Source organism: Soonwooa sp. T0.1_25 (genome assembly GCF_057652215.1).
The window spans coordinates 23,474-36,896 of the sequence record NZ_JBYFBZ010000012.1; the positions used below are offsets into that span (position 1 = coordinate 23,474).

Consider the following 13,423-nt stretch of genomic DNA (forward strand, 5'->3'; position numbering starts at 1 on the left):
CCTCTAAAAATTTTTAGACTTAAAAATTACCGAACGAATGCTGACTTCAATTCATTCCAAAAGCTTCTAAAACAGAGGTTTTTCAATAATTAAAAAAACAATAAAATATGCTTAATAAACTTGCAGCTTCGGAGCTGGTTCTTAACGACGACGGAAGTGTTTATCACCTTAACCTTTTACCAGAAGATATTGCTGACAAAATCTTGTTAGTTGGCGATCCCGATCGTGTACCGCGTGTTTCAAAATATTTTGACACCGTAGAAATTAAGAAAAACAAACGCGAATTCTACACGCATACTGGGACACTTCGTGGTGAAAGAATTACTGTTATGTCAACAGGTATCGGTACCGAAAATATCGACATCGTAATGAACGAATTGGATGCGTTGGTGAACATTGATCTTAAGAATAAAGAGTTCAAAACAGAACATAAGTCTTTGGATCTTTTCCGTATGGGGACTTGTGGCAGCGTTAATCCTGACATCCAAGTGGACAATCTTTTGGTGAGCAAAAATGTTGTTGGTCTTGACGGACTAATGCATTTCTATAGCGATTATAAGTTTGAAAACGAATTCAGTAAGTCATTTTTAGACAACTTCCCTTACGCTAATATTAAGCCAATGTTGTACTTTTCGGACTGTGCGCCAGAATTGCTAGATCTTTATAAGGATGCAAAATACCACGGTAATACGGCGACTTTCCCTGGATTCTACGCTCCACAAGGACGTCAATTGAGACTAAAAGCTTTGGATGATCAATTCTTAGAAAAACTTAACGATTTAGGAGTTTCTAACTTCGAAATGGAAACTTCGGCAATCTATGGACTTTCAAAATTATTAGGACACAAAGCTATTACTGTTAACTGCGTTATCGCGAATAGAAGACGTGGCGAATTTGCTGCAGATCATCATGCTTCAGAAAAAATGATGATCGAATGGGTGTTAGAACGTGTTATTAAATAAGTTCGTGACTCTCATTTAATCCAAATAAAACAGCCTAGATTTATGTCTAGGCTTTCTTTTTTTTCGGTTTTAAAATAAAAACTATCTCGCATGACAATCCAAAATATGGTCATTAACCATACCTGTCGCTTGCATGTGCGCATAGATAACTGTCGATCCAAGAAATTTGAATCCTCGTTTTTTCAAATCTTTTGCTAAAGCATCCGAAGTCTCAGTGGTTGCAGGAACGTCTTTCAGAGTTGAAGGTTGATTAATAATCGGTTGATTATCGACAAATCCCCAAATATATTTTGAAAAACTTGCAAATTCTTTTTGGACTTCTATAAAGCGTTTCGCATTATTTATCGTTGCTAAAACTTTTAACCGATTTCTAACAATACCAGTGTCAGCCATCAACTCTTCCACTTTTGCATCATTATATTCAGCTATAATTTTGTAATTAAAATTGTCAAAAGCTTTTCTAAAATTTTCTCTTTTTCTTAAAATCGTAATCCAACTAAGTCCAGCTTGGAAGCTTTCTAAAACCAAAAACTCAAAAAGTGTCTCGTCATCATAGACTGGTTTTCCCCATTCGTTATCGTGATAGTCCATATAAAGCTCGTCTTTGCCACACCAACCACATCTTATTTTTTCCATTTTTGTCAAATTTTAGTTAAGAAAAGTTTGTGAAAAAATAAGAAATATTTTAACATCCATTATAACTATGATGGAATATATTTTGAAAATACTACTAACATCAAACATTAAATATTTAAAACAATGGACAATCAAGATTATAACAAAGCAAAAGAAGTTGTTAACGATGCAAAAGAATCTCTTAATAGCTTTGCAAACAACTCTCAAGAGAAAATTACAGAATTAGCGAATCAAGCTAAAAACTATATTGATGAGCAAAAGAGAAACAACCAAGAACCTAGCAAAGAAGGATTTTTTGATCAAATAAAAAACTCGGTTGCTAATGCTTGGGATGAGACCAAAGATTTCGCAGAAAAAGCTTGGCAAACGACAAAAAATACAACGTCAGAGCTTTACGAAAAAGCAGCTGATAAAACTGAAGAAATTAAAGATAATATTGCTGACAAGCTAGATTCTAATAAAGAAGAATAAGCCAAAAAACGTTTTAATATTGACACACTATCATTTACTTAAGAGGAATTTATAATTCCTCTTTTTTATGTTTAAGAATAAAATTATCTTTGGAAACCTAAATTTTTAAAATGACACTTAAATCTTCTTTTCTTATCGCTGCCACTTTTATAACCAAATTGTGCTTTAGTCAAACTGCAAATCCATATTATGCGTCAATTAGCAATCAAGTGACACAAAATAATATTACAACTAATCTTCAAGAATTTGAAAATATTGGTGTCAAAACTACTGGAAGTGCAAAATTGACACAAGCTTTAACCTGGCTTAAAACTAAATACACAGACTTTGGTTACAGTGCTTCAGAAATGCAAGAACATAGTTTTAGTTACCAAGGTACAACCTCCAAAAATTTAATCATAACAAAAACTGGGACCAAATACCCAGATACTTTTGTGATTATCTGTGGGCATTATGACACGATTAACGGTCCTGGGACTAATGACAACGGAAGTGGTGTTTCTGTGATTTTGGAAGTAGCCCGACTTTTAAAAAATATCGAAACGGAATATTCTATCAAATTCATCAATTTTGCAGGTGAAGAACAAGGTCTTATCGGGAGTTCGGCTTATGTCAAAAATGTTGTCAATGCTACAAATCCAAAAATGAATATTAAACTGGTTTTTAATATTGACGAAGTTGGTGGCGTAGCTGGTAAAGTCAACAACCAAATCATGTGCGAACGCGATGAGAGTAACTATGTGAGTTCTAACAATGCAGCATCCAATACGGTTACGCAGCAGTTAATGTCTTACGTAAGTCTATATTCACCATTGCAACCAAAGTTGTCGCACGCTTACAGTTCGGATTATATGCCGTTTGAAAATAATGGTGAAGTAATTACTGGTTTCTACGAAGCTAATGAAAGCAGTCAACCGCACTCTTCTGGCGATACATTCGCAAAGTTAGATCCTGTATATATTTTTAATGTTGCTAAAGCTGCTACTGGCGCAATGATGCATTTCGCAGGTGCAAAAAACCAAACGATGGCAGTTTGTACACCCGAAGATCAAGTCAAAAGTCTAAAGATTTCTCCAAATCCCGCTAACGATTATATTACTTTAGAATTTTTAAATAAAAAACTTAAAGATTATAATTTTAGTATCGTTGATGCTTCAGGCAAAACAGTTTTAAACATTAAAAATGAAGACCGCATTAACATTAAATCCTTAAGAAAAGGAGTCTATTATGGGACTTTATCAATAGACGGAATTTCTCACACCAAAAAAATATTGGTAGATTAAGAGAACATTTCATGATTAAATGATTAATTAATAATTAGTACAATTTTTGTTACCTTTGCCCTATGCAAAAAATTCTTATAGTAGAAGACGAAAAAGCCATTTCAGGCGTTCTTCATAGTATTTTATCAGAAGAGCTTACAGATTACGAATTCGAAATCGCTAACGACGGGCTCGAAGCCTTAAAAATTCTTGAAAAAGAAGATTTCTCATTGGTTATTTCTGATATCAAAATGCCAAAACTTTCTGGTACCGAATTACTAAAAGAAACCATGCAAATAAAACCAGAAACTACTTTTGTTATGATTTCTGGTCATGCCGATATCGACACAGCTGTTAATTGTCTTAAAGAGGGTGCTTATGATTTCATATCAAAGCCTATCGACATTAACAGATTGATTACCAGCGTTAAAAATGCTTTGGATAAAGGTAATCTACAGAAAGTTAATAAAAGCCTAAAATCAGAAAACAACCAACTAAAAAAGAAAGTCAACAAAAAATATCAAATGATTGGTAATTCTCCAGCTTTGAAGATGATCCAGGATATGATAGAAAAAGTGGCAGCTTCTGACGCTAGAGTTTTGATTACAGGACCTAACGGTGCTGGTAAAGAATTGGTTGCGCACGCGATCCACGCACAAAGTGAAAGATCGAAAGGTCCAATGGTTGAAGTTAACTGTGCGGCAATCCCGTCAGAACTTATTGAAAGTGAATTATTTGGACACGTTAAAGGATCTTTTACAGGAGCTATTAAAGATAAATCTGGAAAATTTGAACAAGCTAATGGCGGAACAATTTTCTTAGATGAGATTGGTGATATGAGTTTGGTAGCACAAGCTAAAGTGCTTCGTGCATTACAAGAAAGCAAAGTATCTCCTGTTGGTAGCGATAAAGAAATAAAAGTTGACGTTAGAGTTGTAGCAGCGACTAACAAAGATTTGCATAAAGAAATTGCGGACGGAAAATTCCGTGAAGACTTGTTCCACAGGCTTTCTGTTATCGAAATCCATGTTCCAGCATTGGATGATCGTAAAGATGACATTCCTCTTTTGGTGGAGCATTTTGCAAAAAACATCGCTGATGAACAAGGAAATGCTGCGAAAAAATTTGATGATAAAGCCATTGCGGCGCTTAAACAATTCAGTTGGACTGGTAACATCCGTGAGCTTAGAAACGTTGTAGAACGTTTGGTTATTTTGGGTGCTAATCCGGTTTCGGCGGAAGATGTTGCTAATTTTGTGAGAAAATAAACGATTTTAATATTCTATGGAAACCGCAGAACTTTAAAATCTGCGGTTTTTTGTTTTAAAAATTTAATAATATATGAAGTTTCTTGACTTAAAATATACTCGCGAATCTCTAACCTTAGCATTGCCAGTAATGTTGACGCAAGTGGGACAAGTTTCCGTTAACTTGTTCGACAACATTATTGTCGGCAAGTTGCTTGGCTCGCAAGCATTAGCTTCGGTATCTTTGGGAAATGCGGTGTTCTTTTCGATTTTTGTTTTAGCATTAGGATTTTCTTTTGCAATTCCGCCTTTGGTTTCGGAAGCGAAAACTCAAGAAAAACATTCGGTTATTAATAATGTTTTTCGTCACGGTTTCGTGATTAATATGACTGTTGGGATTATACTGATGTTAGCGTTAACGTTAGCACTTCCACTACTCTATCATATGGATCAGCCAAAGGAAATCATCCCCGATACCATTGACTTTTTGCACATAATGGCGATTAGTATGATACCTTTTATGATGTTCCAAACTTTACGCGAAGTTTCGGAAGGTCTTAGCTATACGATTGGTGTAACGAAAGCCACAATTCTTGCTAATATCATTAACGTAGTTCTTAATTATGTGTTCATAAAAGGCATGTTCGGACTTCCAGCAATGGGCGTTCAAGGATCGGCTCTTGCCACTTTAATTGCGAGAATTTTCATGGTAGTTTTCCTTTACTTTGTGATGGTTAAAGAGCCAAAAACAAAACGCTATATTAAAGAGTTTAGTCTTAAAATATCGGAGTTCAGCAAGTCAATGTTTAACAAAATGATTAAACTTGGACTACCAACCGCTTTACAGATGTTTTTCGAAGTAACAGCTTTTGCGGGTGCAGCTTTTATTTGCGGATTAATAAGTGCTAAAGATATCGCATCACACCAAATCGCCTTGTCGATGGCATCCTTTACTTTTAATCTTTGTATTGGTTTTAGTGTTGCATCAACCGTTATGATTGGTAATCGACTCGGAAATCATGATTTTGTAGGTTTAAGAAAAGTTGGAATCAACAATCTTAAAATGGCATTTCTCTTTATGATATTTTGTGGTTTAATCTTTATTAGCTTTAGAGATATTTTGCCACATTTCTTCACGAAAGAAAGCGATGTTGAAGTTATTACATTAGCATCACAATTATTAATAATCGCAGCACTTTTCCAATTGTCAGACGGTATCCAAGTCGCAGCATTAGGCGCATTGAGAGGCATACAAGATGTCAAAATCCCAAGCATTATTACCTTTGTTGCGTATTGGATTTTCACAATTCCATTGGGTTATTATTTATGTTATGTTCAGAAAATGGGCGCACTCGGTATGTGGATTGCTTTAGGAATTGGGCTGACGATCTCAGCTGTACTTTTGGTGACAAGATTTTTAAAACTTTCATCGCGATTAATTCATTCAAAATAAAATATTTAAAAACACAATATGCAAGTAGATATTAGAAAACTTTCGATAGACGATTACGACGAATTGGCAACAGCCATGCAAAATGCGTATCCCGATATTGAAGATAATGTGTGGACAAAACGCAATATCCAAAAATTAACTTCTATCTTTCCTGAAGGGCAGTTGTGTATTACAGTTGACGGAAAATTGGTTGCTGCTGCACTTTCTATCGTTGTACAATATGAGATTTTTGGAGACCAACATACCTATGACGAGATTACAGGGCAAGAGAGCTTTAACACGCATAGTAATATCGGTAATACACTTTATGGTATTGAAGTTTTTGTCGATCCAGAATATCGTACATTAAGACTTGGCCGAAGATTATACGATGCGCGTAAAGAATTATGCGAAATTAAAAATCTAAAATCCATTATCATAGGTGGAAGAATCCCAAATTATCACCTGTATAGCAATGAGTTATCTCCTCGCGAATACATCAAAAAAGTTAGATTAAAAGAAATCTACGATCCAGTCCTTAGCTTCCAATTATCAAATAACTTTTCTCCTCTAAAAATATTAAAAGGTTATCTAAAAGGTGATGTGGAATCCAAAGAATATGCAGTTCTTCTACAATGGAATAACATCTACTACACGTCCAAAAAGAATACGATGCAAGATAGCGTTATCCGACTAGGTTTGGTACAATGGCAAATGCGTCACTTCAAAGATATCGAAGCTTTTTATCAACAAGTTGAATTCTTTGTTGATGTTTTGGGAAGTTATGAGTCCGATTTCTGTGTATTCCCAGAATTGTTTAATACGCCTCTGTTGGCGCAGTTTAACCACATGCATGAGCGTGAAGCAATGGAAAAGCTTGCCGAAATGACAGAAGAAATTCGAAATAAAATTTCGGAATACGCCGTTAGCTACAACGTGAATATCATTTCGGGGAGTATGCCAATCATGGAAGATGGCAAAATGTTTAATGCCAGTTATCTTTGCCACCGCGATGGAAAAATCGACGAATATCGAAAAATCCATATTACACCTAACGAAAGACGCTATTACGGAATGCAAGGTGGTAACGAGATAAAAGTTATTGACACCGATTGCGGAAAAATTGGTATTGTAATTTGTTATGATGTCGAATTCCCAGAACTACCTAGGATTCTTGCTGATCAAGGCATGAAGATTTTATTTGTACCTTACTTAACAGATACGCAAAACGCCTACACTAGAGTTAGAAATTGCGCAGCTGCTCGTGCCATCGAAAACGAATGTTACGTGGCTATAACCGGTTGCGTTGGTAACCTACCTGGTGTTAGCAATATGGATATACAATTTGGTCAAGCAGCCGTTTTCACGCCGTCCGATTTTGCATTTCCTTCCAATGCTACAAAAGGTGAAGCCACACCTAATACCGAAATGACTTTAATTGTCGATGTCGATCTTAATCTGTTAAAAGAATTGCATTACAACGGCGCAGTACAAGTCATGAACGATCGTCGAAAAGACCTTTATGAAACCGTAAATCTTCAAAATAAATATTAAATTAGGTTTTAGACAAAAAAATAATAACTCATAACTTGTAAAAAATGTCTATTAAAGAACAATACCAACATATCAAATCTCAACTTCCAGAGGATGTCACTTTGGTCGCGGTTTCTAAGAATCATCCCATTGAAAAAATCCACGAAGTCTATCATCTGGGGCAACGCATTTTTGGAGAAAACAAAGTCCAAGAAATGATGGAAAAACAACCCAATCTTCCGTCGGATATCGAATGGCATTTAATTGGGCATTTGCAAACCAACAAGGTGAAATATATTGCGCCTTTTGTTGCGATGATACAAAGTGTTGACAGCGAAAAATTACTTAGTGAAATCAACAAACAAGCTGAGAAAAACGAACGCACAATAAAAGTTCTTCTTCAAGTTAAAATCGCTGAAGAAGATACCAAAACAGGTTTTGAAGTTTCAGAAGCTAAAGAATTATTTCTAAAATATCTTCAAGGTGAATTTCCAAATATTGAAATTGTAGGCTTGATGGGAATGGCAAGTTTTGTAGATGATAAAGAACAAGTCAAAAGAGAATTTTTGTTCTTAAAAAGATTGTTTGACCAATTGTCGATACAGAAAAAATTAGACGTTTTGTCAATGGGAATGAGTGATGACTTCCCTCTCGCCATCGAATGTGGTGCCAATTCTGTTCGTGTTGGTTCTGCGATTTTTGGACAACGGGTTTATTAAAAATTAAAAGAGACTGTCTCAAAAGGACAGTCTCTTTTTTATGAAAAAAGGCTATCTCACTTTTGAGACAGCCTCTTTTATGGTAAGCTTATTACTTCTTCGGCACTATTACAACAGGTGGCTCTTTGACTGAGTTTTGTCTAGATAATACAATATTATGAGGTAGAGGGTCTGGTCTCTCGGAGGCAGGTTTTCCCCAATAAAAACAATCAGTATCTATCCAGTCATTATCTTTAGAATATGTCCATTGTAATTTTGTTTTTGTAGAATCTGTAAAATTTATTGCAATATCACCTGTTATTCCACAAAGATCCTTATCAATATATACTAATGAATATTTAGTATTGTATCTCCTAAAGTTAATACCATTTATTTTTGCATTATTATCAATAACTGTTGAGTTATCGAATAATACATTTCCTATATTATCTATCACCTTAAATTTTCCAACAAGATAATCCTTATAATACTTTAAAGAAGAATCATAATGATTTGTAATTTTCTTAAATGTAATAGATATTTTTTTATTATTCCAAGTTCCTATCCAAGTTCCTGTATAAGCTGAAAGCTCATTGTTAATATCCTTTTCATAAGAGCCTTCAATTATTTCATATGAGGTTGGACGAAGCGATAAGGTTTGTGATTTACAATTTACAAACCCAAAAAGTAAGAGAATTCCTATTATATTATTTTTCATATATCTGTATTTTATTTTTATGGACAAGGTGTTGAAATTACTGGATTATTTTTTCCGTTATATTCAAGTTTTGAAGCCGAACTACTGGTAATTTTATAAATTTCTAAACCATCAATATTAACAATTTCTTTAATAAATTGGGTGAAAATTTTTTCAACTATTGAAGGATTCATTAATTCATCTATTGTCAACCTATTATATTGATTTTCATACCAAGTCTGCCATATTGCTTTGGTATCACGACTTACAGAACCTGGCCAAGAGTTATTGTTATATTGCAACATATAGTTTCCGTTGGAGGTGGTAACAACAGAATAGGCATTGGTATAGCTACCAGTATAGCTATTTGCTTGTGGCATAAGATGGTTAATAAACGTTCTGATATCTGTGGGAGAAAATATTTTTACTGGATGATTTCCTTTACTGTCTTCATTATTATGAGAATGCATTAGTCCTACTATACCACTTTTATCCACAGGCAAATCCATATTAGTTGTCCCCGGATAGTTTTCAACATCTACAAATCCGGACGGAAGATTATTTTCCTTTGGAGGATATCTTTCAAAAGCCCCTGTCTCGTGGTCTAGGTCAAAGATTTCAGGTTTATTAATCTTGTCATATTTCTCTACGAATCTCGGATTTCTGAACTTTTTCTTAATTTTAAAACATTGGCTTTCATTTACCCCAACATTTGGCTCTGTAATTACGCCTCCTCCACAAGGTCCATTACCACTTGTTGGATCAGTTGGGTTTTCAAAAGCTTCGGCTTCGCAGCCAGTAGAGCCTCCAGTACCACCACCATTGTCGCCACCACTACCTGTACCATCACCGCCACCACCTGTACCTTCGGATCCACAACTCCAGTAACTTATGGTATATACTTTTGGAGGAACAGCAGCTTTACAGTTTCCCCAATCATTTAGATTTTGTCGATCATGAATACCCTCACTACATTCATGCCATATCGTTTCTTCAGCATAGATACATCCTTTATTAACAATAGTTGTATTTCCTATGTCATAGATATGGACTTTTCCTTTGGGGTCAACAGGTAATTTTTGTCGTAATCTTTCAAGTTCGTCACTAGAAAAATTATACGAAAACATTAGTTGCTTATAACTCCCATCTGGCAGAGGGGTTAACACCAAATTACTAAGAATTTTAGGATTTTCATTATCAATAACTCTAAAAGTATAGGTATGATAATTAGGTCCATTCTCAATATAAATGACATGATCTGTGTCAATAATAAGACTATCATTAGTCCCAGCCTTGCTTTGATGTTTTAGTCTTTGTCGTGTATCTTCCAACAATGGTATTAATTTAGTTCTGTGGATACTTTCTTGCAAAGATATGCTCTTAGAAACCAATTTTGACCTTAGACTAGCAGATTCATTATTTTCCAACATAGTGTCTGTTCTACAACTTATCATAAGTCCCCCTATAAGAAGTAGACCTAGACATAACATTTGTAATTTTTTTCTCATCTTTTATTTTTAACGGTTTTTAACATCGCCAAGATAAAGCCTTTCCTCACTTAAAAAAAAAAAAAACATGAGATTTATCATTTGTATATGAAATATTCTTAACTTAGACATACTTCATAGTAAATTATCAACCATCTAAAACACAACATTATGGGACTAACTAACCTTAACAACACACATCTAACAGCTGCCAAAATCACCGATGCACAAGATGCGCTTACCGCGCTAGAGACTGCTCTACAAGACATACAAGTTAACCTATCGGCTGAGGATCGCAAAAAATATGGTAGCATAAACGAGCAGAACAAACTTTTTGTTAACAAAGTAGCCGATTTTAACAAGAATACCCCTCAACTAAGTGCCACAGATGTGGACTGGGCAGAGTTTGATAAAGACTATAACTCACGCCTAGTCTACGAAGGACTTATAGCAAGATTGCTAGCGGTAGCAACCAATCTACAAAATGCGAAAATCCTCCACGACTACGACAACTATCAAGCTGCGCTTACAGATTATGCCTACAGCAATTACAAACAAGGGACTAACACGCCGGGTTATGAAGTGAAGGTTAACGAGCTAAAGCAGTTCTTCACAAGAACGCCACAAGAGACTCCGCCAACAACCTAATACTGATAATAGGGGCGCCCGAAGCTAAAGCTTCGGGCGCTTTACATATCCCACAAGCCTTGGAAGCACAATCAACATCTTCCCAAGCCATATTATCCTATAAAATACACTTCTGTTGACGTTCTTTACCCATGTGATGAGGTTCTGTAGTATTCCGTTGGGCTTATGGACGACAAACTTCCGCTACTACAAGGTCGATTTTGACGTGTCGAACCCCAAACTTGGCATCGAGAACCTCAAAATTTTGATACAACACCCTGTCATTTGTATCCAGAACGTCAACACTTCTATCGATAACGCCAACACTTCTTTGCAGAACGTCAATTGACTTATTAAACTGCTAAAATTTTAAAAATTAGTAATAGTATTTAGTAAAAGAAAGCGATATCCTTCTTTATTAAAATAGAATAGACTTTAATTTTATACTTAAAAATTTGAAAATTAACAGTAAAAAAATCTACTTAGATAACAAAACCTCGTGATAAACCTTCATCACATCGCTAGCGACTTTTTCATCGCTAAAGTTGGCAAGAGCAAACTCATAGGATTTTTCGGCGCGGCGTTGTCTTTCGGATTCGTTGTCCCAAAGGAAATTAATCTTTGCTTTGATGTCTTTCACATTAAGCGGATTAACATAGACCGCATCCTTTCCGCCAGCTTCGGGCAGACAACTTAGGTTGCTGGTGATAACAGCAGTTTTAGAAAAATGTGCTTCGATAATAGGAATTCCAAAACCTTCGAACAAACTTGGATACACAAAAATATCCGCCAATTGATAAATACAAGCCAACTCCTCCATCGAAACGCCTTCCAAAAACTGAACTTGCGTTTCCATGTTTTCTTTTTTAATAAAGTTTAAAATTTGGTCGGCGTATTTGGTTTTTCGTCCAACAACAACCAACGGAATATCTGTATTTTGCAAAGCTTTAATCACCGTAAAAAGATTTTTGCGCTCTTCTATTGTACCAACATTTAACACAAATCGTTCTGGAAGATTGTATTTTGATTTGACCGTATTAAGCTCTTCTTGCGACTTTTCGGTTTTGAAAGCCGCATGACAACCTTGGTACACAACAACCACTTTTTCGGCTGGGACTTTTAACATTTCGATGACATCCTTTTTTGTTTGTTCCGAAATGGCGATAATTTTGTCAGCAGAATGCGCTGCTTTTCTAAACTTCCAAAAGTGAATTTTACGATCAAAAAAGGAATAGAATTTAGGATAATGAACAAAAATCAAATCATGAATGGTTACAATTTTTTGGATTGGTTTTTTATTCCATTTTAAAGGTAATTCGCCCGATAAACCATGGAATATATCTACACCGAGATTCTGCGCATCCTTCCCCATCTTGAATTGTCGCGCCATATTTCCTTTCGAAATTGGACTAAAACTTACCGACGGATTTTCAAGAATCGCTTTGCCACGTTCATTTTCACGTTTCGCAAGAAGCACGTATTTGTTCTCAGGAAAAAACTCTGATAACATCCTCACAAGGTCGCGCGAGTAATTGCCCAGTCCCGAAGTGTTATTAAAAAAACGTTTGGCGTCGTATGCGATTTTCAAAATCTGATTAATTTATAATATCAACAAAATCCTTTATTGTACAGTATTTTCGCTTGTTTTTGTCAAGCCAAGTGAGAAACGAATCAAACTTTTCGATCATCACTTTTCCTGTATCTTTTGTCGTAAAGTTAGGCAATTTAAATTCAGGATTTTTGATATCCGCAAATTCCCAAGGATGAAAATAAATATTGAGATAGCCATTATCCTTCCAACTTCTCTTAGCTAAATAACGGTAGATAAACTCTGGAAAATTATGAAAACTCAACCAAAACAAAGGCACTCGAAAATTAGGAGAGACCGAAGCAGGCAGTTGTACCACATCTTTTTTAGTAAAATAACGTTTACTAACACCAAAATTATTGTAACGACCTGGCAAATAGGTCGGATTAATCGACGAATTGTACGTATAACCCGCCGCACGCACTTCCTCTTCATCAACTGGACTCATGCGCGGCATACGAAGACCAACAACTTCAGTATCGAAAAGCTCCGACAGACGTTCTCGAGAACTTTTAAGATGTTCATTTTTAAAATCTGAATGGTACCAAGTATGACTTGCCAACTCGTGTCCTTCATCTAAAAGACGTTTGATAAGATCTTGATTATTCTCTGCAAAAACAACCGTCGAGAAAAAAGTCGCTTTGACTTTATGTTTTTTTAATAAATCCAAAATGGCAATTGTCCCATCTCTGGAAATTTGTATTTGTTGTTCGAATGATATCTGACCTTTATATTCTAAAGGCATGTCAAATTCTTCAATATCGAAACTAAGTAAAACCATGC

The 13,423-nt window shown here is 35.4% G+C and carries 13 protein-coding genes; 8 read left to right on the forward strand and 5 right to left on the reverse strand.

The window, feature by feature from the left end; all coding sequences use genetic code 11:
* Positions 1 to 107: 107 nt before the first annotated feature.
* Complete coding sequence (locus AC23MB_RS12335; RefSeq protein ID WP_487787437.1) at positions 108 to 962, forward strand: nucleoside phosphorylase; 855 nt, start codon at positions 108 to 110, stop codon at positions 960 to 962.
* Between the two features lie 81 nt (positions 963 to 1,043).
* Here the strand turns inward: AC23MB_RS12335 and AC23MB_RS12340 are convergent, their stop codons facing one another.
* Positions 1,044 to 1,598 carry a DNA-3-methyladenine glycosylase I gene (locus tag AC23MB_RS12340; protein WP_374329483.1) on the reverse strand — a complete coding sequence of 185 codons (555 nt, stop codon included), beginning with the start codon at positions 1,596 to 1,598 and terminating at the stop codon, positions 1,044 to 1,046.
* A gap of 123 nt (positions 1,599 to 1,721) precedes the next feature.
* Between AC23MB_RS12340 and AC23MB_RS12345 the strand changes: the two genes are divergently transcribed.
* The 6 genes from AC23MB_RS12345 (at position 1,722) to AC23MB_RS12370 (ending at position 8,262) form a co-directional block, all read left to right on the forward strand.
* On the forward strand, positions 1,722 to 2,069 hold the full coding sequence (locus AC23MB_RS12345) for a hypothetical protein (protein WP_313031568.1): 348 nt from the start codon (positions 1,722 to 1,724) through the stop codon (positions 2,067 to 2,069).
* A 110-nt stretch (positions 2,070 to 2,179) separates the two neighbouring features.
* Positions 2,180 to 3,352, forward strand: coding sequence for a M28 family peptidase (locus tag AC23MB_RS12350; RefSeq protein ID WP_374329481.1), 1,173 nt, complete (start codon positions 2,180 to 2,182; stop codon positions 3,350 to 3,352).
* A 62-nt stretch (positions 3,353 to 3,414) separates the two neighbouring features.
* Positions 3,415 to 4,599, forward strand: a complete 1,185-nt coding sequence (locus AC23MB_RS12355; RefSeq protein ID WP_313031574.1) for a sigma-54-dependent transcriptional regulator — start codon at positions 3,415 to 3,417, stop codon at positions 4,597 to 4,599.
* A gap of 73 nt (positions 4,600 to 4,672) precedes the next feature.
* Positions 4,673 to 6,031 (forward strand): MATE family efflux transporter, encoded by a 1,359-nt coding sequence (locus tag AC23MB_RS12360; RefSeq protein WP_487787438.1) that lies wholly within the window; start codon positions 4,673 to 4,675, stop codon positions 6,029 to 6,031.
* An 18-nt stretch (positions 6,032 to 6,049) separates the two neighbouring features.
* Positions 6,050 to 7,564 (forward strand): nitrilase-related carbon-nitrogen hydrolase, encoded by a 1,515-nt coding sequence (locus AC23MB_RS12365; RefSeq protein ID WP_409507068.1) that lies wholly within the window; start codon positions 6,050 to 6,052, stop codon positions 7,562 to 7,564.
* 44 nt (positions 7,565 to 7,608) lie between these two features.
* Positions 7,609 to 8,262, forward strand: coding sequence for a YggS family pyridoxal phosphate-dependent enzyme (locus AC23MB_RS12370; protein ID WP_487787439.1), 654 nt, complete (start codon positions 7,609 to 7,611; stop codon positions 8,260 to 8,262).
* Positions 8,263 to 8,353: 91 nt separating this feature from the next.
* On the opposite strand, the gene AC23MB_RS12375 is transcribed toward AC23MB_RS12370, so the two are convergent.
* Together AC23MB_RS12375 and AC23MB_RS12380 are read right to left on the reverse strand one after the other, a co-directional pair.
* Positions 8,354 to 8,959 (reverse strand): DUF6705 family protein, encoded by a 606-nt coding sequence (locus AC23MB_RS12375; RefSeq protein ID WP_487787440.1) that lies wholly within the window; start codon positions 8,957 to 8,959, stop codon positions 8,354 to 8,356.
* Positions 8,960 to 8,976: 17 nt separating this feature from the next.
* A complete protein-coding gene (locus tag AC23MB_RS12380; RefSeq protein ID WP_487787441.1) occupies positions 8,977 to 10,446 on the reverse strand; it encodes a hypothetical protein in 1,470 nt (489 codons plus the stop codon).
* A gap of 150 nt (positions 10,447 to 10,596) precedes the next feature.
* Here AC23MB_RS12380 and AC23MB_RS12385 point away from each other — a divergent pair, with 150 nt between their 5' ends.
* Positions 10,597 to 11,073 carry a hypothetical protein gene (locus tag AC23MB_RS12385; protein WP_312322926.1) on the forward strand — a complete coding sequence of 159 codons (477 nt, stop codon included), beginning with the start codon at positions 10,597 to 10,599 and terminating at the stop codon, positions 11,071 to 11,073.
* A gap of 457 nt (positions 11,074 to 11,530) precedes the next feature.
* On the opposite strand, the gene AC23MB_RS12390 is transcribed toward AC23MB_RS12385, so the two are convergent.
* On the reverse strand, positions 11,531 to 12,640 hold the full coding sequence (locus AC23MB_RS12390; RefSeq protein WP_487787442.1) for a glycosyltransferase family 4 protein: 1,110 nt from the start codon (positions 12,638 to 12,640) through the stop codon (positions 11,531 to 11,533).
* Positions 12,641 to 12,647: 7 nt separating this feature from the next.
* Complete coding sequence (locus AC23MB_RS12395) at positions 12,648 to 13,421, reverse strand: polysaccharide deacetylase family protein (protein ID WP_312322922.1); 774 nt, start codon at positions 13,419 to 13,421, stop codon at positions 12,648 to 12,650.
* Positions 13,422 to 13,423 lie beyond the last annotated feature (2 nt).